Raw genomic sequence first — 18,770 nt, forward strand, 5'->3', positions numbered from 1 at the left:
ACACCGTTTGTTCGGGATATTTTCCAATCCGCCGCCGGGCAAGCCGGGGCACCTGCCCTATCTTGCACGAAAACAGGAATGCGCTGAAGCTGCGCAAAGAAGCCACCTCCCAAAAAATTAAGCCTTACATCACCGGCAATACCACCACCATGGCCGTTCCGCCACCGGGCCTGGAACGGGCGAAGATATGCCCGTGATGGTTTTCCACGATTTTCTTGCAGATAGCCAGACCGATGCCTGTGCCGGGATATTGCTGGCGCGTGTGGAGCCGTTTGAAGATGGCGAAGATCTTATCGATGTATTGTTCGTCGATGCCGATGCCATTGTCTTCGACGGTGATCTGTACGTACGCCCGGTTTTCAGGCATACTGTACAACCTGGCCGCCATCGCCGGCGTAAGCGGCTGACTGTGGATATTGATGACGGGGTTGCCCGCCGAAAATTTCAGTGCGTTCCCCAGCAGGTTGGCGAAAAGTTGCCGCAACTGAGAGGTTTCTCCAACGATCACAGGGAGGTCTCCTGCAATAACCCTGGCTTCCTTTTCCTGGATGGCCGGCTCGAAGTCGGATAGCACATCTGCCAGCACATGGTTGAGATCCGTTTCGCCGGGTATCCCATCCGCGTTGGACAGCCGGCTGTAATTGAGTACGTCCCGGATGAGGGTCGACATACGGCGGGCGGAGTCGGAAATTTTCGCGAAGTATTTATCGAAAGCTTCAGAATCGCCGGGATTCTCGCGGATCATGTCGATGAAGGTCTGGATTTTCCGGAGGGGCTCCTGCAGGTCGTGCGAGGCGATATAGGCGAATTCCTCCAGGTCGCGGTTGGATTTCCCGAGGCGTTCGTTGGTTTTGAGGAGCTCAACGGTTCGTTCCTGCACGGTGCGTTCGAGTAAAAGTTCGGCTTCCTTTTCCGGCGTGATGTCGAGCAGGGTGCCCAGGAGGCGTTCGGGCTTGCCGTCGCGCCCCAGGAAGTAAGATCCGCGGACCCTTACCCAGCGGTGCGCCTGGTCGGTGGGGCGGATGATGCGGTGGATAGCGTCGTATTCCCCTTTGCCATTGTCTTCCACGAGCGCTTTGAGTTGCAGGAGCGAGCGCGTGTTGCTGACCGGATGAAGCATGGCTTCGAGGGTTTCGAGGCTGGTGATGGCGCTCACATCTACCCCAAGGATGATGCGGCATTCGTCGGAGCAGCTCACTTTCCCGGAGCGGAGGTCCACTTCCCAGACGCCGAGTTTGGTGGCGGATACGGCCATTCGGAAGCGTTCTTCTCCCAGGCGCAGGAGCATTTCACCGCGCTTCTGGCCGGTGATGTCGCGCGCGATTTTGGAGGCGCCGATAATGTCGCCGGAAGCGTCGTAGATGGGGGAAATGGTGAGGGAGATATCGATGATACGCCCGTTTTTGGTGACGCGCTCCGTTTCGAAATGGTCCACGCGGTTGCCTGCGGCGAGCTGCCGGAGGATGGCGGGCTCCTCGTCCTGGCGGTCGGCCGGGATAAGGATGGAGATATGTTTGCCGATCATCTCATGGGCTTTATACCCGAAGATGCGCTCGGCGGATTTGTTCCAGGAAGTGATGATGCCGTTGAGGGTTTTGGAGATGATGGCATCGTCGGACGACTCCACGATGGCGGCCAGGTGCGTGAGGCCTTCGGTCTGGAGGCGTTGGGCGGTAAGATCGGTGAGCATGTTGATAGCGCCGATGAGCTCGCCATTGTTGTTGAACAGTGGCTTGGGGTGCGAAATTACGATAGACCGGGTACCGTCCGGCCGTTCGAAGATGATTTCCTCTCCCGCTACGGCGAGGCCGGCGAGCAGTGTACGGGCGAGGGGCCCGGCGTCGGCGGCGATGGGCGTTTGCCCGTCGGCCTGGAACATTTTGAACGCGCCGGTCCAGCGGTCTTCCCCTGCCACCGGGTTGCGGCCCCATAGTTTGGCGGCGGCTTCATTGAAGTGGAGGATGAATCCGTTTTTGTCGGTGATATAAACAGCAGTAGGAAGACTTTCGATGAGTTGTTTTTCCAGCAGCGGCGAGGCCGTGAGGGAATTGAGCGCTTTGTTATTGTTGTTCTGTGCGGGCATGATGGATTGCGGACTGAATAGCATGGGTAAGATAAGGAATTTTTTCGGGGTGGGATCGTTAGGGATGCTGCAAAGAAGAAGGGCCCCCGCTGGCTGAATAGCGTGGGGCCCCTGTGAAATATAATCAATGGAAACTACGTCGGATCAAATGTGGAGAATCATGACTGACGGGTTTACGCGTTGTTTACTTTCACGACCTCTGATGTAAATATGGGACTTTCCCGACAGGTAAAATGTTGTGGGCTTGTTAACGGGAGCTCAAAGTAGTATATAAATCGCTCGATAATCAATTCCCCCAGCCCGGATTCTGTTGAAGTCCTTCCTTAATAACTACATCAGACGGTAATGGAAAGGTGTATCTTAAACTGTTGGGTTCAAGTACAAATGTCTGACCACCTGCTACACGAATAATTGTTTGGGCAAATATTGGATCCCTATTCAATCTTCGAAGGTCTGTCCACCTAACGTTTCGTAAAACCAGCTCCTTTTCTCTCTCCTCAATAATTCTTTTGAGTCCCTCTTGTGAACTATTTGTATTGAAATCCGTCCATGTCGACACGCCTCCATTTTTCTTATACCTATTCCGCATAAGTAAGTTTAAGTCCCTCAGCCCGTCAATCAACCTATTGTTTCTTACATTGCATTCAGCCCTAATCAAGTAGGCCTCATCTGTTGCAAACCCTGTAAAATTTTCAGAAGGGCTTAGAGTGTATAGTCCTTTAAAAAAATAAAGCGTATCATTTGCTTTGGTATAAAAAATAGACTTTCTCAAATCATTATCTTCATACTTATCTACAAATTTCTGTGCGACCGTATAATAATTTATTTCCCAAAGCTGATATTGAATCGTCAAATTGGGAATCTCAACATTTAGACCTATTACATCTGCATTTGGAGAAATTGTATTATAATCAAGCAGATTTGGCATCATTTTCAGATACTCGTTAGCATAATAGTATGCACTATCGTATTTCTCCATTGCAAGATATACTCTTGAAAGCATCCCAATAGCACCAGCTTTATTTGGCCTCGTAATACCACCGCTATTAATTGGAAGCAATGCAACAGATGATTTGAAATCACTAATGATTTGATTATAGGTTTCAATAATTGACGAACGAGTGGATGGAATTTCCATGTCAGGCACAAGTCTCAACGGCAAGCCAAACTTATCATTTGCATTTTGACTATTCAAAGGCGGACTAAAAACTGAAGCCAATTCAAAAAAGTACCTTGCTCGATAATACAATCCTTCCCCTATTAAAGGGTCAACTTCAAAAGCATTTCCTTCATTCCTTATTTTGGATGCTCCTTCTATTACTATGTTAGCACTGTAAATCCACATATATGGTGTATACCAGTCAGTAAAAGAAGTAAATTGGACAGGATCTAAAACGGTCCAACTATATACACTTCCATAATAGGTGGTTTTTATCCAATCCCATGTATCCTCCGGATAAGTGTGATAATCGGCTGATATTTCTGAAGTCAAAGGAGTTGCTCCAAACATATAGTATAAATCCAAAAGTGCCCTATAATCTTTTATAGTAGTAGGGACTGTTTGCGATTGTTCTGACTTAGCATCTAGCCAATCTTTCTCGCAGGCAATAGAAATGGCAAGAATAAAAGTAATAGCAATTATTCGAAATTTTCTAATCATAATACAAAGTTTAAGAAGAGAAATCAAAATCGCGCGTTGAGCCCTATTGCAATCGCCTTTGACGGCCTCATAATTGAATAATCAGGGTCAACATCTTCCTTAGTTGCCTTCCAAATAATACCTATATTCGATACCATCATACTTAGGGATAAATCAGAAAGAAATGACGCTTGAATCTTACTCTTATCAAACGTATACGCAAGTCTAATATCCTGCAAACGTATATTATCACCTTTTTCAATAAGGACACTGGAAAGAGTGTAAAAATTATCCCGGCCAGCATCCGGTAATATTGAAAGTGAGGGAACATTGGTTCGCTGTTCATCACCAGAACTTGTCCATTTTTTGGAATAATCAGAATGCGTGGACCAATTTGCAAATAGATCACCATACCTAACACTAGGTCTTCTAAAGTAATATTTCAACCTATAAGTAATGTTAAAGGAAAATTCAAACCCCTTAAATCCAAAATTGGACAACAGATTCCCACTAATACGAGGTACAGCTGACCCGGGATTAATAAGATCAGCATCTCCCCGATCTCTATTTGCAATAATATTCCTGTAGGTTGCAACCGTATCACCTAAATACCCCATTGGATCTCCATTCTTTGAGTCCAATCCAGCCCACTTATAGCCGTAAATACCATACAGCTGCTTTCCGGTAATAACCGCGATACCAAGGTAATTGCTAGGATCTTTCAAAGCATCTTCTGTTAATGAATTAAACTCTAAAACTTTATCAGTGTTATAATTTAAATTTAGGTGGGAGCGAAACCTAACTTCCTTAGCAAACAACAAGTCTCCCGCGAGCTGAAAATCAAAACCCTTACTTAAAATCGAGCCATAATTTCCGGTAAAGTCCATGAATCCTCTAGTTGCATCCACCAAAACCGGCCCGATTAAATCACTACCCTTCTTCCTATAATATTCGAAGCTCCCCGACAACCTACTTTTAAGCAGCGCGAATTTAACACCCATATTCAGTACGCCAACTTTCTCCCATGTCAAGTCAGGGTTACTGGGAGAAACAACACCTGCAACGGGAAAATTAGAATAGATAGATCTAAGAGAATTGAAATAACTAATCAAAGGCAGGCTTGAAACTCTATTGTTAATATTACCGTTCCATCCATAAGTCATGCTAATAGAAAGATTATCAAATATAGAAGAATTCATAAATGGTTCGTTTCCCAAATTCCACAACCCTCCAGCAGACCATAATGGTACTCTTCTCAAATTCGCATTAACACCCATTAAATTTGTCTCATCAATTCTAATACTTCCACTTACCGTGTACTTTGATCCGTAAGTATATGCTGCATTAGCATAGTAATTCTTATTTCTATTCAATGTACCAAATGTACTAGATTCATTAGTCAAATTAGATTGCCCATTAGGCCGTGTGTTATACAAAGTTAAATAGTCTATATTTCTCATAAACTGTCCGGTAAGCTCATCATATCCCAAAAAGAATTTGAACTTCCGCCAAACTTCGTTTCACTTGACTCAGCACCAAGAATGGAAACAACTGAATGTTCCTTCCAAGAAATCGAGTATGACAGTTGAGCTCTCAAATTCCATGCAGCCTGTTTACTCTGTGACATTAGCAATGTTCCGCCTAATGGAAATGGATACTGGACTATTCCCCCTGCGTCAACAAATGAAAACCTATTTACCAAATTCCTATTAATAAACGAGCTACCGTCTCTCAATACTTCATTGATCACCTTGGTATTTGCATATTGCCCCTTAAACTCCAACAATAATCCCTTCAGAATTTTAAATCTAAATTCACCACCTAATCTAATCATATCATTCTGATCCTTTCGGCTACCAGAATTTACCTCGTCAAGTGGTCGATACTTCCAGTCAAGTTTACCAGGAAAATTGACAGTATCGAGATACTTATCCCTTAGCCCAGCGGAATTTGGAATATCTAAATGTTCTCCACTAACCGGATCAACTATTACTGAGTAAGGTGCCACTTTATTGCCCCCCGGGAGCAGATTTTGATAATTGATATTCCCAGCATTAACTTCTTGCTTTCCGTAGTTGATGTAAAAATTAGTTTCCAAGAACTTATAAATGTTAAAATTATTAGAAAAATTAACAGTGTAGCGTCTACTATCTGAATACCTATCTGGAGGTTTACTTTTATCGTAACCAAAAGACAAGTAATATGTCGATTTCTCAGATCCTCCTCTTATGCTTAAATTATACTGCTGTGTGATAGGTAATCGCACGAAATACTTTAATACATCCCTTCGGATATCTTGGCTACTAAATCTATCGAGTCCCATTTTCACTTCATTTGGAGTTAATTCCCCTCTTCTACCTGCTAGCAGTAATTCCATCGCAGGCGAAATGATAGGAAAATGTCTAACATTTGGGTAAATATCATCATTAGGATTGTAAAACCCGGTCTTAAACAACTCATTCTCATAAGCAATGGCGTCCGCCCCTGAAATCATTGGCATATCGTTAATCCTGGGCTTCTCTTCAATAGTAATATTGCTTAAAAAGCTAATCTCAGGGCGGCTATTTATCTTTCCTTTTTTTGTAGTAATTACAATAACACCATTTCCCGACCTCACACCCCAAATTGAGGCTGCTGCAGCATCTTTCAGGATAGTAATTGACTCGATATCATTAGGATTCATCATGGAAATAACATCGGGTCCTGCTGATTCTTCATATGGGAAACCATCAATTACAAACAAGGGTCGTCTATTTGAATTGATAGTGCTAAACCCCCGAATTACATACTTGGTGCCAGTTGTTCTTGCTTGATTGTCTGGATCAGCGCGCAGTCCACTAGAAACATGTTGTATCCTATCCAATATATTTGTCGACGGTGTGCGTCTCAAAACTTCATTGCCTATTTGGTAAAATGAACCAGTTGCACGCTCTTTTGGTAGATTTTGATAACCCGTGGATACCACTTCAACGTTTCCTATTGTTTTAATCAATCTAACCAATGTAATTGAAACATAAGTCTTCCCACTAATCTTCATACTGGTTGGTTCAAATCCAATTGAGCTAATTAACAATGTAGCATTAGCAGGAACATCCACAATAATGAATTCTCCAGATTCATTTGTTACAGCTCCTTTATTTCCTCCTTTAATTTTTACAGTTGCACCTGCAACGCCCCCATTCCCGCCAGAAAAATCACTTGAAAGCACTTGCCCTTTTACAGTAATCAATCTTATACTATCACCCTCATCCCTAATACCTCTATTATCTCCAAATGCTAGCGTTACAGAACGATTTCTTATATACCAAATTACATTCTTACCGCGAAATATTTGCAGCAATGCCTTTGATATTGGCATATTCTTCACATTAATATCAACCTTTCCGAACTCATTCTTAACTCTTGAGCTATAAAAGAAAGCAAAACCAGTTTGCCGCTCAATATGAGCTAAAACTCTGTCAGCAGGAGCATCCTTAAAATTTAATGAAACAAGCGTCGAATCTTGTGCATTTGCTCGGCCTTCAATAGTAAACGACAAGAGCACAAATGCGACTACTTTTAAAGTATGCCATATTTTCCTTAAAACTATTTGCATAGCAGCGTTCTTTAAAATGAGGATCTCTATTCCTTAAAATTTATTTGATGATTTCCCTATAACATTTAATACTTACTGACAATGAGCAAAAAAACAATTATCAAAATCTTCCTAATTGGAGTTAGGGAAATACAACGAGGGAACAGAATGAAATTTGCGCTACGAAAATGGAGACAATTGGCATACAGCAAAATGTCTATAAAAACCCGATTCGAGTGTTATTATTTAGTTAAGTAATACTTATCCGAATTGAATTACATCCCTATCCTGCTTCAATAAGAATGCGACATGTGAACAACGGAGTTTCAACTTAATCTAGAAATTTTCTCACATTTTTTCGGCACTGCGTTTCTTTGGCAGGGGGGATATCTAAATTAGCAAAAGGAAAGTAACATGAATACGCATTAAAAGACTTATATCTTTAATACTATCTACCCATCTAAATGGATAACATACTTACATGTACACCATTAATGCTTCACTCGTGATATAATACGTGCTAAATTTATAAACTATGACAAATAAGACTTTGCCAATTCAACGAAGAGTTGAAAAAGCAATCAAATGGAGAAATATAGCTATTGAAGCAATTATCGCCATTCTAATTGTAGTACTCTTACATACTGGCATCAGCAAATTAATTGACTGGAGAAGTTTTGAAATACAAATGTTTCAATCCCCAATTTTCCATGAATACTATAGAATTGTAACATTCGGCGGGCCAATCCTGGAAATTATTATAGCACTAATGTTAGTTATTAAAAGAACTCGATTTGTTGCGTTCATCGCAAGCTTTCTATTAATGGGTTTTTTCACTTGGTATGTGTACTTTCTAATGACAACAATACCAAATTTACCATGCAGCTGTGGAGGTGTAGTTGGCTGGCTAAATTGGACACAACATTTGATTCTGAACATATTCCTAACCATAATATCACTTATAGGAGCTTTAATGTGGCGAAACAATAGAAAAGAAGAAAGCAAAACAAAGAACAAAAAATAGTTATTGCGCAATAATCCAAGTTCCTGTACTTGGAAATAAAAACAGGTAACAAAAACCATTTTAGTTAACAATTTAAAAAGACAAAAATGAAAAATTTCAAGTTGAGCTTTGCTCTTGTAATCGCAATTTTAGCTGTAGGTGTAACTGTTGCAACCAATGCAAATGCGTTTGGAAAACGTGCAATCACCGCTTGTTTCGAACAAGTAGTACTGAAAAACCTTGTTAATGCCACTACTTTGGATCCGCTTGCCTATCAAGCAGCCAATCCAACTTTGACCTGCGCTCAAGTTAAAACTCATATCTTGACGACCACAGGTAATGTTTGGCTTTCAGCAAACCCTGCATCAGTTCGCTTTGATTGCACCCCCAATCAAGCAAAATTCTGCTGCGTTCAATTCGAAGTACAGTCAACCTATCCTGGAAACAGCATTCCTTCGTTGACTATCGGTTCCCAAACCGGTTACTTCTATATTCCCAGCGCAAGCAACATTCTTTGCAAACCCTCCATCTAATATGTAGGTTACTATGAAAAGGAAAAGAAAAGAAGTAATGACAACAACTCATTCTTCTTTTCTTTTCCATTTATTATATCAGAAACCTAAACTCCACCATTTTGCTGCTACTATCTCCGCCTCTTATCAATCAACAGTAACGTTTTAAACATTCTCTTCTCTTTATTAATTTGTAATCCATATAACGCCAAACCTTTCCCTAACGAATCTAAATCATTCTTATCACGCCAAGGAATAAACATAGTAAAATTACCCAATATAGTCACTTCATTAATAATGTCCATTTTATGTTGCATTCCTTTATTAATCCCGTCATATAAACTTGTATTAATAAATCCGATCGGATAATTGGATAGAAAAATACCATTGGATGTAAGTTCGCTAACACTGGTATCAGATGTTGATGTCTCTACTCTCGCTGCCATCAACAAACCCGAATCTCCAATTGAAACAACATAGCACTCGTCCTCCTTGATAATTTCACTAACTTCGACCTGGAATGCCGTGGATATATCCTGTTTAAGGCAAGAGTTAAATAAATCTATTGAATATTGCAATGGATCACATTCAAATTGGTAAAGAAATGCATTTTTATGTATCCATTTAGACCTTTCTATTATCTCATCAGGTGGATGAATATCCATTCTTACACCTTTCCCAACTTCAATGTGATTTACACTATATTCAGGATAGGCCATTAATAGTAAATCGCTTAAATAATAACCAATGTAATTTCTCATTACTTTATTCTTCGATTTCTTTAAACTTTCTATCCTATTGGAATTGTCATATTCATTGAAGCCCCTTTTTGCATATTCTTCTGGTGTCATTCTACGCAATATGGAAAAGTACTTTTTCCCAGCAAAATACTTCTCCGTTACATTCTCATTTCTCAAGGCATCTTTTACTCTTTCATCATCAGTATAAACCCCTCTATGCTCTAAAAATCTACTAACTGAATCCAAAATGCTCAAATTCCCTTTTAATACCTCCCTCAATACCTGCTCCTTCAAGCTTCCGGCCTTAGAAGTACCAATGACTTTACCTGTACGATCTATCCATGCATAGAATGGTACAAATCTATGAGGAAAAATACCATGCAGCAGGGTATCTCCAATTACGAATGGCATTCGTGCTTCTTGTATAACCTTGTGCTTTCGGCGAAGCTGATAAAATACTTCTGCATTATCTTTTGTAACAGGTAAAATCACCAAACTATCCTTAAAAAGTTCGTTTAGTCTATCAACCTCGGTAAAATTTGCAATGCAACTTGCACACCCCCTACTCCAGAAGTCAAGTACAACCACTTTTCCTCTATAATTGGATAACAACTCTCTTTCCTCTGTTTGATTAACAAAACTACTTATCACTATAGCAGGAGACAATTGCGTCCCGGGGATAGGTACTTGAGCTTTTGCTGTTATCTCAAAAATTAATAGGAATAAAATAATGATACCTATCGCCCTTTTCCGATTCACCCTTGTCAACATAAGAATAAATTTAATAACTTACTTTACTGTATATAAAGTTTCCAATATTGAGTTCAAATCTTTAGAAAGCTCCTTGTGTCCAAGCTTATCATTATTTACTACTAGTGCTTCCTTTCCTACTACATCAATTGAAACAATCCTACCTTTATTATCTATTAATACATATCCAGGAATGGCAATCACATTAAACAATTTCTTCGTTACGGATTCTAAATTATCAATACAATGGATCCAAGGAGTTTGATCCTCCCTTATTGCCTTCTGCCAGTCAGATACTTTATTGTCTATCGAAATGCCAATAATATTGAAACCAGTCGATTTGTAAGAATTAAACACTGCTTTCAAATTAGGTATCGCGTCTCTGCAGGGTCCGCACCAACTTGCCCAAAAATCAATTAAAGTATAGGTTGATTTAGCGGCAACATCAAGTATTTTCACTTCCTTTCCGTCCACAGAAGTGAGTGAAAAATTGGGGATTGGATATCCTTTTTTTATTTGGTCCGAAAACTTTCTGAAATTCTCAGTACTCTTAATATCATCGAAGAGTTCTTTGCCTGCAAAACTATTCTTGGCCCTGTCCGATAATTGGTCGTAAAACTCCCTCTTCTGATTTCCATCACAAACTTTCCTGATTAAATCCCCTACAAAAATAGAATTAGGATTATTCTTGATAAACTCAAACCATAATTCGAATTTCATTTTCTCAACAGTAGTTGTATCGCTGACGGCCTTCATTCTGAGATATTCATCTTGTGGCTCAGATCCGATCAACGTAATTTCTGGCCATCTTGAAAGTGACGCATTCAACGTTAGAGGCTTATTCACCAACCAGATAGCCTTACTAGCTGATGTTGTTATTGTTGAATCCAACTGTAAGAAGTAGTAATTTGCATCTCCTTCTATAAACCCTTCCATTTTGAAATTGCCTGCTTTAGCAATAGCAGTTGTAATGATATTCATCTCTCTGTCAATCAGATTTACAATCGCGCCGTCGGGTAATCCGTCAATTTTACAGCTTAACTGAAATTTAGCATCCTTTTGCGCGTAAATGCTTATATACGCAATCAATCCAAATACAATAGCGATCCCCCGTATTAAATACCATTTTTTATTTTGCATAGTGTTAAGGTTTATCTGGTATTATGATGACAAAAGATTCATTAGGGGTGAATTAGTGCACTTCCTATTGCAAATGGCCATTTCAACATATGTTATTATAGTAATATATAACCCGCATAAATTGGGCTAATGCAATGTAACGTAATATGAAAAGCCGTATTCATTTAGAAAGTTTTACCCTTGTAATATCGTAGCATCAGGTAACTGTAGCTTTGAATTAGCGAGGGTCTATTATTCCTTTTCTCAAATCACAACTTCAATAATTACAGCGTTGCCTAACTGTTCAAACCGCCTCATGATAACTGGTAATTTTTAGCTAGCATGTAAATCCAATATCTGTATAAAATGACTGCATAAGAACAAGCATTTTATTTCTTCAACAGGATATTATCAACATTACCTAACTATTTCTTTGGATGGACAAATTGATATACATCAATACCCCACATATATTTCATTCCTAATTGCTCACTAGCCAAATTCCAATCTTTAAATAAAATGATAAAGCATTTGATAGCAATGTAAAAGCCCGAAAATGAAAAATTTAAAGTTGAACCCTGCGCTTGTAATAGCAATTTCCGCCACAGGTGGAACCATTGCAGTCAAATGCCTAATCTGTTGGCAAACGTGTATTGACTGGCGGTTTCGAACAAATAACTCTGAAAAATTTGCTTAATGCTAGTATTCTTGACCCGTTTGCCTATCAAATAGCGAACTCGACAACATACTTGCGCTCAAGTCAAAACTCATATATTGAATACCACAGCGAACGTTTGGCTTGCAGCTAACCCAGCTCTTATGAATGCTACTTGTGTAATCAACAACTCAAAATTCTGTGGCGTATGGTTCGAAGTTACCCACACCTATCCCGGAAACAGCATACCATTTTTGACAACGGAACTCAAGTTGGATATTTTTTTGTACCTAGCGCGATCCAAACTGAGTATAAATCTTCACTTTAATGTAAAATCAAAATAACAAATTCAGAAAGCTGAATCTAAAGTTTAGCTTTCTGAATTAAACTTAATATCATTTCCAAATTGCAAAATTATTATCGATCTAATATAGTTTCTGTATTTTCATCAATTAAATACAAAATTTCAATTCAAATCCGCTCCCACCTCCATAAAAAAATAACCCGGCGCTCTCGCGACCGGGCCTGTCTAAACTAAACCGGGATATCTTGAAAAGGGGAGTTACGCCCCCTGAATACTGCGTGCCTGATCCTGCTCAGGGTGCCTTTGTTGATACCGAGGTACGAGGCCAGCACCGCATCCGGTACGCGCCCGAGGAAACCGGGGTACTCTTTGTACAACAGGCGGTACCGCTCCTTGGCGCTGAGGGCTACCCATTTGGCGCGCCGGTAAGCCTGGCGGTAATAGCATTCCGTGAGCAGGCGCCCGAACCGGTTGAACGCCGGGTATTGGTCGTAGAGCTCCTCGAGATCGTCCCAATGCAGGGTGATGCCGTCGGTGTCCTCCAGGGCGATCAGCCGCTCGTAGCTCGGCTGTCGCGAATAAAAGCTGTCCACGGCGTGTATGATGTCGTTTTCGCCCATCATCCAGGTGGTATGCTCTTCGCCGTCGCGGCGGTAAGCGAGGCGGACGAGCCCCCGGTACGGAAAGATCACATGATCACATACTTCCCCATACTCCAGGATAATAGCCCTCCGCCGGAAACGGACCACCTCGCTGCGTGCGCGGATCTCCGCCGCCAGTTCTTCATCCATTTGGGGATACAGGCTGCGGAAAAGCTGGAACATCGCACCAAAAATGGGTTCCCGCTGTTCTGCCGGTACGGCCGTGGCATAGCCGATTTCTTCCAGGTGTCGCCATGATTTCATAAGGGTCAAATTGTTGAGGGTTATAGACGCTGCCGGCGACGGTTCTTCAAAATAGGTCAGCGAAACTACCGCATTTTTCTATTCGCCCCAAAGTATTTCTACTGAAATTTCCATCCCACAAACATGCTTGCCGGAACAGGACAAAACACACAAACTTGCTTGTGTAAAATCACAATAATCGCTCATATACCCCTGCCCCCTGCGCCGCCCGCATCACCGCGGCTATACCGGCCTCGCAGGCCGCCGCACTTTCGTAATGCTCACTAACGCAAATCGCCTTCCCGTTCCTGGCCGTCAGCAGGAAGTAATGCGCCCCTTCCGGCGAAATACGGCGCTTATAACGCGCTTCATCCTGCGCACTGTATAACGCGGCCTCCGCCCCGTTCAGGCAGCCGCCACGGGCCGCGTATGGCTCGCTCACAAGCAGGATCTCCCCCTGGTCCCCATACAGCCTGAAGGCGTACGCGCCGGAAAGGTCTTCCGAAATGACAAATGTTCCCATACTATTATAGTTTGTTTACTTAGGATGTAATCCATAGGAAACAGGCAGCAAATACGGTGCATACAAGCCCTAACCTATTCTCAAAAAAAGCCGCGGATATACAGTTCATATACTGTTACTATACGGTAAGCCTTGTTTTACCCTACTTTAACCCCTGCGAAGATGCGCCCGCACTTCCGCTTCGTCCAATCCGAAAAAAGCACAAAACTCCCGTAGCGTGATGAAATGATCGGGCGATTTCCCCAGGTGCCGGCGGATCTTCCGCAAATAACGCCGCGCGGTTTCCAGGCTTTTCCCCATAACGATAGCGGCGTCTTTGGCGCAAAAAACAATCGGTTCTGATGGCAAATACGACATAAGAATTTGGGATTTGCTGATGAAAAAATACGTCTGCACAAACGACATAACACTACATCTCACTACAATACAAGGCAAAACGGCGTTTTGGTTTTTCGCCCTTGGAGATGCCGGGTACTTTCGAATCGTAATTACACGAAACGGGCTGCTGATCAGGGCCCCGCCCAATGAACCCGGCGAAGAAAGCGGTTCGGAATTATCAAAAACAAAAACTTATCAACATGGCAAAACAAAAAGGCTACATGCCCATTCAAGGAACAGTCGGTAATCTCACGTTTTACAAAACAGATGGTGAGTATGCCGTCCGTCAAAAATCCAGTCTCGATGGCAAACGCATCGCCAACGATCCGAAATTCCAGCGTACCCGGGAAAACGGGCAGGAGTTCCGCAAAGCGGGCAAAGCGGCGAAAATCCTCCGCTCCGCCATCAATCCCCTGCTGCAGCGCGCCGGCGACAAAAGAGTAACCGCCCGCATCGTGCAGAAAATGCATAACGCGCTGAAAGCGGACCCCGACAACGCCCGTGGAGAACGCACTGTAGAAAATGGCAATCTCCTCGTATTGCAAGGATTCGAATGCAATGCGGCGAGCTTGTTGGATAGTATCTTCCATACGCCTTTCACGGCTGCCATCGACCGGACGACGGGTAACGCCTCGGTCCAGATCCCCGCAATGCGCCCCGGCAGCAGGATCTCCCGCCCCAAGGGCTGCACCCACTACTCGCTCCAGTTGCTGGCCGCAGCGGTGGATTTCGAAGCGGAGGTATTTGACCAGGCCATCACGGCTACCGCCGAATTGCCGCTGACCGACGAAGAACAGGCTGCCCTTACGCTCACGGTGCAGCTGCCTCCGGAAAGTACAAGGCATATTTTCCTGGTCATGAGCATTGAGTTCTATCAACAGCTCAACAATCGCTTCTACCACCTCAGCAATGGCTCCCACGCGGCCATGCAGGTGGTGGCAGTAGCGCCGAAAGCGTAATCGGTTATTCACGCGTTCCCGAAGGTCCCCGTTTCCCCGGGGACCTTCTTCGTTTGTCCAAGCGGCAGGATAAGGCATCATGTTTTTCATATCGGATAATTGTATGCGCCAGCTGCGCGGTGTTCAGGATGAATAATGCCCGCGCGGATGCAATTGTTCTTTTGGAAAGTATTCGATGACATATGTCATCAACCCGCCGCGTTTGACATCTCTCCCGCTCATTGGATAATTAAGACCACGATTCCCTCCAACAAAAAAGGCAGTGCGCCTGCACTGCCTCCCGCTTCAAATCGAAATCACTTACTTCACCACCGCACGTATCACCCCTTCAAAAAATCCCTTGCTCTCCGCGATCCCCGGTAAAGGATCCGCCATATTCTTCTCGTATTCTATACTGCTGATACCTTTGTAATTGATTTTTTCCATCGATTGCACGAAAGCGGGAAAATCAATGACGCCACGGCCGATTTCCGTGGGTTTGCCCTGGTTGGAAGCCGCCGTTACATCTTTCAGGTGAAGATCGAAGATGCGTTCTTTATACAACTTCAACGCCTTGCCGGGCTCCTCCCCTGCGCGCATCGCATGCCCGATATCCAGGCAGATACCCAAACGCGCATCGCGGTTTTTGATAAGGTCGTACACGTTCTTCGGACCGGGGTACAGCTTGTCTTCCGGGCCATGGTTATGGATCGCCAGGCGGATGTTGGTGGCTTTGATTTTCGCCTCGGTGTAATCCAGCAGCTCGGGATTAGGCACACCCACAATCAGCGGAACGCCTACCTTCGCGGCATAAGCGAATGCATCATCCACGGCTTTTTCAGATTTCATGTAAATCACCCCTACCGCATACACATTGATGTTCGCGGCTTTGAACTTGCCCAGCACCTCGGCGATCTTCGCTTCGGAACTGTTCAGGGGAAGATGGATGTCTTTCACGGAAATATGTGCGATGCCGGCCCGCTGCATCTGGGCAATAGCTTCATCCACGGAGAATTTGGCGAAAGTGTACCCCGCCATCCCCATGGGAAAACCTTGCCCCTTCGGTTTGGGAGCCGCCGCTACGGCCGCCAATGGGCCCGCTGCCGTGGCAGCCAGTCCCAACGCATTTTGCAGCAGGAAATTTCTTCTGGTAGACATATGCTTTGTAAGATTATTTTATCCCAATATGGGAATTTTCCGGGATTTTTTTCCGGGGAAATGCACCGGCGGAGCGGCCGGCGCATTTCCAACGTTGTAAATCGTTCCTTCTTCACGCAGCAGCGGCGACAGCCGCCAGCGCATTGTTGTCGTCGCCATCTTTCCGCCGGCGGAACTTCCCCTTCAGCGGACTGCCCGCTATCGCCCGGCTGATGCTCACCATCTGCCGGTAATCCAGCCGGCCGAAGTGATGCGTCAACACATACGTCAACACAAACAATCCCCCGATGCAGACGTACCCGTACAGCGTTTTGGTGGCATCCAGCAAGGCCTGCACCTGCACGGGAGCGTACAGCGCCATACCGCCGTTTTACTGCACGGCGTCCATCCCCGTGGCCAGGTTGGCCGCGCTCTGCCAGGTCAGCTGATATTGCGCCCAGGAATACACGGCGGCAAACAAGGCCGCGCCCACAAAGGTGCGCACTACCATCAACACGCTCACCGCGCTCAGCATCTCGTCCATCGGCAGTGTGCTCATCGCGTAGTACCAGATCCCGATAAACAGGACCGTCATCCCCAACCCTTTCACCATGCTGATCACATAAAGATATTCGATGTCGATAACGGGCGCCATGAGGAAGTACATGCTCACGCTGTACGCCATAAAACACAGGTATCCCCCGAAAATGAAATATTCCAGATGCCATCCGCGCTTAAACCCGATCACGCCCATCAGCCCCCTGATAGCGATGCCCGCGATCATCCACGCGTACAACACGGCATTGGTGTAATTGTCGTATCCCAGCACACCGGTGGTGAAAGAGGTTTGCATCGCCGCGGTACCCATGTACACACCCAAACTGAAAAGCAACAGCAAACCGTGCAGCACCGGCGTTTTGCGGAACACCCGCACATCCATAAAGGGTTGCGGCAAAGTCAGTTGGCGCCAGATGAACACTACCACCTGAAAAAGTCCTTTGTCGTATATCGCGTTCATGATTGCTTATTCCAATGTGATGACCACATTCATCCCCGCGCACAGCAGGGCGAGGTCTTCAACCGTATTATCCTGTGTAAAAGCTTCCACCTGCGCGGCATTGGTATAGCTGCTGTCGCCCAAGTGGAAATATTGCCGCAGCACCCAAACGAGCGCCGCCGCTATCAGCATGAATGCGGCGATGTTGATGTACACCATCCACCTTTTGTGCTTCCCTGTTTTCCTGTTATTATAATGTTGCGTTGCCATTTTCTGCAATTGTGTTTTCGTGTGTGGTAATTATAATTGTCCCGCTGTTTTGAGGAGCTGATAATATGTATAGAGGATATTGATCCCTTCGGCATGCATGCGCCGGATGTTTTTCAGGCGTTTATTGGCCAGGGCGATGTTATCGGTATAGACTCCGCGCTGGTTGTACAGTTTGCTGAGGTCGAAATAGTTGCCGGCGGCTACCTTCAGGAGGGGTTGGCCGCTTCGGTGAGCCGGAAAATCTCCGGCAAGGTGAGCACGCGGCGGATGGAGTCCTGCGCGTGAAGCCGTATGGCCGCCAATAAGCCGCCGGTGATGAACAATAGGATGGTTATTTATCTCATGATATTAATTCGTCAAACATCGTATGGTTAAATACTCAACCATATGGGCAAAAAAATCAGTGCGTCAGGTTTTGGCGCATTTTAGCGATGACCTGGCTGACTTTCTCCATTTCTTCGAGGCTGATATCGGATTCGATGCGGCGGAAGAAATCGTCGAGCGCCGGCATGAAGGCTTCCATGAACTCGCGGCCGGCTTTGGTGAGGGCGATGATTTTGTTGCGCCGGTCGGAAGGATCTTCTGTCCGGACAACGAGTTTCCTTTTGGAAAGGTTATCGATCAGCGGGGTGATGCTGGCTTTGTTTTTAATGAGGAGGTTGGCGATTTCCTGCTGGTTCACTTCTTGGCCGCGCCAGAGCACCAGGAGGAGCTGCATCATTTCGTAGGTGATGTCGTAATCGCCTTCTTTGATGATTTTAGAAATGAACTGCCGCATGGCGGAACGAAGGCCGGTGATGGCGTCGAGTACGCCGCGGATGTGTTCAAATTCTTTCGATGGTATCATAACAATGCAAAGTGTACAAAAATAATAGTTAAACATCAAACTGATTAGGGTAACATGTATCCACTTAACCTGCATTGCAGTTAATATCAACGGGTTGCAAAAAACCGTCGGGGTATGCGGGGCGGAGGGGTATCATGCAATAAAAGTAAAGCGCGCGTAAGCAATTCGCAAGCATCTGTAAGAAAAAATAATCCACATCACTATAAATCCATCCCTTTTGCGCTTATATTAGTCTTGAATTCGCAATTCCGATAAGGCAAAAGCATTTTCACGGGAAATCATTTATATAGAAAGCTCAGGAGATCTAAAATCAAAATCGAAATCAGCATCAAAATCGAAATCGCTATTCCTTAACACACTGTATACGTACAAACGGTAAACCCTCGGGAAGGGCGCGCCTTACCCTGTTTTAAAACA

The 18,770-nt window shown here is 44.2% G+C and carries 17 protein-coding genes; 3 read left to right on the forward strand and 14 right to left on the reverse strand.

The features are described 5' to 3' along the window. Positions 1–124: 124 nt before the first annotated feature. From WJU16_RS05890 to WJU16_RS05905, 4 genes are all read right to left on the reverse strand, one after another. Positions 125–2,107 (reverse strand): PAS domain S-box protein, encoded by a 1,983-nt coding sequence (locus tag WJU16_RS05890; RefSeq protein ID WP_341837398.1) that lies wholly within the window; start codon positions 2,105–2,107, stop codon positions 125–127. 262 nt (positions 2,108–2,369) lie between these two features. After that, a complete protein-coding gene (locus tag WJU16_RS05895) occupies positions 2,370–3,743 on the reverse strand; it encodes a RagB/SusD family nutrient uptake outer membrane protein (protein WP_341837399.1) in 1,374 nt (457 codons plus the stop codon). 23 nt (positions 3,744–3,766) lie between these two features. Next, positions 3,767–5,182, reverse strand: coding sequence for a hypothetical protein (locus WJU16_RS05900; protein WP_341837400.1), 1,416 nt, complete (start codon positions 5,180–5,182; stop codon positions 3,767–3,769). After that, on the reverse strand, positions 5,179–7,317 hold the full coding sequence (locus tag WJU16_RS05905) for a TonB-dependent receptor plug domain-containing protein (protein WP_341837401.1): 2,139 nt from the start codon (positions 7,315–7,317) through the stop codon (positions 5,179–5,181). The genes WJU16_RS05900 and WJU16_RS05905 overlap by 4 nt, the downstream gene beginning before the upstream one ends. Before the next feature lie 514 nt (positions 7,318–7,831). Here WJU16_RS05905 and WJU16_RS05910 point away from each other — a divergent pair. Beyond that, positions 7,832–8,320 (forward strand): MauE/DoxX family redox-associated membrane protein, encoded by a 489-nt coding sequence (locus WJU16_RS05910; protein WP_341837402.1) that lies wholly within the window; start codon positions 7,832–7,834, stop codon positions 8,318–8,320. Between the two features lie 86 nt (positions 8,321–8,406). Then, positions 8,407–8,832 carry a hypothetical protein gene (locus WJU16_RS05915; protein WP_341837403.1) on the forward strand — a complete coding sequence of 142 codons (426 nt, stop codon included), beginning with the start codon at positions 8,407–8,409 and terminating at the stop codon, positions 8,830–8,832. Between the two features lie 110 nt (positions 8,833–8,942). Here WJU16_RS05915 and WJU16_RS05920 read toward each other — a convergent pair whose 3' ends face one another. The 5 genes from WJU16_RS05920 to WJU16_RS05940 all read right to left on the reverse strand — a co-directional run bounded on the left by WJU16_RS05920 (position 8,943) and on the right by WJU16_RS05940 (position 14,143). Next, complete coding sequence (locus WJU16_RS05920) at positions 8,943–10,322, reverse strand: hypothetical protein (RefSeq protein ID WP_341837404.1); 1,380 nt, start codon at positions 10,320–10,322, stop codon at positions 8,943–8,945. 18 nt (positions 10,323–10,340) lie between these two features. Continuing rightward, positions 10,341–11,441: a TlpA disulfide reductase family protein gene (locus WJU16_RS05925; RefSeq protein WP_341837405.1), complete on the reverse strand. Its 1,101-nt coding sequence runs from the start codon at positions 11,439–11,441 to the stop codon at positions 10,341–10,343. A gap of 1,168 nt (positions 11,442–12,609) precedes the next feature. Continuing rightward, positions 12,610–13,284: a Crp/Fnr family transcriptional regulator gene (locus WJU16_RS05930; RefSeq protein WP_341837406.1), complete on the reverse strand. Its 675-nt coding sequence runs from the start codon at positions 13,282–13,284 to the stop codon at positions 12,610–12,612. Between the two features lie 169 nt (positions 13,285–13,453). After that, a complete protein-coding gene (locus tag WJU16_RS05935; RefSeq protein ID WP_341837407.1) occupies positions 13,454–13,786 on the reverse strand; it encodes a DUF1508 domain-containing protein in 333 nt (110 codons plus the stop codon). Between the two features lie 147 nt (positions 13,787–13,933). Then, positions 13,934–14,143 (reverse strand): hypothetical protein, encoded by a 210-nt coding sequence (locus WJU16_RS05940; protein WP_341837408.1) that lies wholly within the window; start codon positions 14,141–14,143, stop codon positions 13,934–13,936. Positions 14,144–14,364: 221 nt separating this feature from the next. On the opposite strand from WJU16_RS05940, the gene WJU16_RS05945 reads away from it, so the two are divergent. Next, positions 14,365–15,123 carry a hypothetical protein gene (locus WJU16_RS05945; RefSeq protein WP_341837409.1) on the forward strand — a complete coding sequence of 253 codons (759 nt, stop codon included), beginning with the start codon at positions 14,365–14,367 and terminating at the stop codon, positions 15,121–15,123. 300 nt (positions 15,124–15,423) lie between these two features. On the opposite strand, the gene WJU16_RS05950 is transcribed toward WJU16_RS05945, so the two are convergent. The 5 genes from WJU16_RS05950 to WJU16_RS05970 all read right to left on the reverse strand — a co-directional run bounded on the left by WJU16_RS05950 (position 15,424) and on the right by WJU16_RS05970 (position 18,353). Continuing rightward, on the reverse strand, positions 15,424–16,260 hold the full coding sequence (locus tag WJU16_RS05950; RefSeq protein ID WP_341837410.1) for a sugar phosphate isomerase/epimerase: 837 nt from the start codon (positions 16,258–16,260) through the stop codon (positions 15,424–15,426). Between the two features lie 112 nt (positions 16,261–16,372). Next, positions 16,373–16,621, reverse strand: a complete 249-nt coding sequence (locus tag WJU16_RS05955; protein ID WP_341837411.1) for a hypothetical protein — start codon at positions 16,619–16,621, stop codon at positions 16,373–16,375. 9 nt (positions 16,622–16,630) lie between these two features. Continuing rightward, a complete protein-coding gene (locus tag WJU16_RS05960; RefSeq protein WP_341837412.1) occupies positions 16,631–17,257 on the reverse strand; it encodes a hypothetical protein in 627 nt (208 codons plus the stop codon). A 6-nt stretch (positions 17,258–17,263) separates the two neighbouring features. Further along, entirely contained in the window at positions 17,264–17,506 is a 243-nt protein-coding gene (locus WJU16_RS05965) for a hypothetical protein (protein WP_341837413.1), read from the reverse strand. 400 nt (positions 17,507–17,906) lie between these two features. Then, positions 17,907–18,353: a MarR family transcriptional regulator gene (locus WJU16_RS05970; RefSeq protein ID WP_341837414.1), complete on the reverse strand. Its 447-nt coding sequence runs from the start codon at positions 18,351–18,353 to the stop codon at positions 17,907–17,909. Positions 18,354–18,770 lie beyond the last annotated feature (417 nt).

Origin of the sequence: Chitinophaga pollutisoli (genome assembly GCF_038396755.1) — a bacterium.
In the GTDB taxonomy this organism is placed as follows: domain Bacteria; phylum Bacteroidota; class Bacteroidia; order Chitinophagales; family Chitinophagaceae; genus Chitinophaga; species Chitinophaga pollutisoli.

Bases quoted from the DNA above. Each gene is read 5' to 3' on its own strand.
- WJU16_RS05945 (WP_341837409.1), top strand. From the start codon at position 14,365: ATGGCAAAACAAAAAGGCTACATGCCCATTCAAGGAACAGTCGGTAAT.
- WJU16_RS05955 (WP_341837411.1), bottom strand. From the start codon at position 16,621: ATGGCGCTGTACGCTCCCGTGCAGGTGCAGGCCTTGCTGGATGCCACC.
- WJU16_RS05915 (WP_341837403.1), top strand. From the start codon at position 8,407: ATGAAAAATTTCAAGTTGAGCTTTGCTCTTGTAATCGCAATTTTAGCT.
- WJU16_RS05960 (WP_341837412.1), bottom strand. From the start codon at position 17,257: ATGAACGCGATATACGACAAAGGACTTTTTCAGGTGGTAGTGTTCATC.
- WJU16_RS05895 (WP_341837399.1), bottom strand. From the start codon at position 3,743: ATGATTAGAAAATTTCGAATAATTGCTATTACTTTTATTCTTGCCATT.
- WJU16_RS05920 (WP_341837404.1), bottom strand. From the start codon at position 10,322: ATGTTGACAAGGGTGAATCGGAAAAGGGCGATAGGTATCATTATTTTA.
- WJU16_RS05900 (WP_341837400.1), bottom strand. From the start codon at position 5,182: ATGAGAAATATAGACTATTTAACTTTGTATAACACACGGCCTAATGGG.
- WJU16_RS05935 (WP_341837407.1), bottom strand. From the start codon at position 13,786: ATGGGAACATTTGTCATTTCGGAAGACCTTTCCGGCGCGTACGCCTTC.
- WJU16_RS05950 (WP_341837410.1), bottom strand. From the start codon at position 16,260: ATGTCTACCAGAAGAAATTTCCTGCTGCAAAATGCGTTGGGACTGGCT.
- WJU16_RS05965 (WP_341837413.1), bottom strand. From the start codon at position 17,506: ATGGCAACGCAACATTATAATAACAGGAAAACAGGGAAGCACAAAAGG.
- WJU16_RS05905 (WP_341837401.1), bottom strand. From the start codon at position 7,317: ATGCAAATAGTTTTAAGGAAAATATGGCATACTTTAAAAGTAGTCGCA.
- WJU16_RS05910 (WP_341837402.1), top strand. From the start codon at position 7,832: ATGACAAATAAGACTTTGCCAATTCAACGAAGAGTTGAAAAAGCAATC.
- WJU16_RS05970 (WP_341837414.1), bottom strand. From the start codon at position 18,353: ATGATACCATCGAAAGAATTTGAACACATCCGCGGCGTACTCGACGCC.
- WJU16_RS05925 (WP_341837405.1), bottom strand. From the start codon at position 11,441: ATGCAAAATAAAAAATGGTATTTAATACGGGGGATCGCTATTGTATTT.
- WJU16_RS05940 (WP_341837408.1), bottom strand. From the start codon at position 14,143: ATGTCGTATTTGCCATCAGAACCGATTGTTTTTTGCGCCAAAGACGCC.
- WJU16_RS05890 (WP_341837398.1), bottom strand. From the start codon at position 2,107: ATGCTATTCAGTCCGCAATCCATCATGCCCGCACAGAACAACAATAAC.
- WJU16_RS05930 (WP_341837406.1), bottom strand. From the start codon at position 13,284: ATGAAATCATGGCGACACCTGGAAGAAATCGGCTATGCCACGGCCGTA.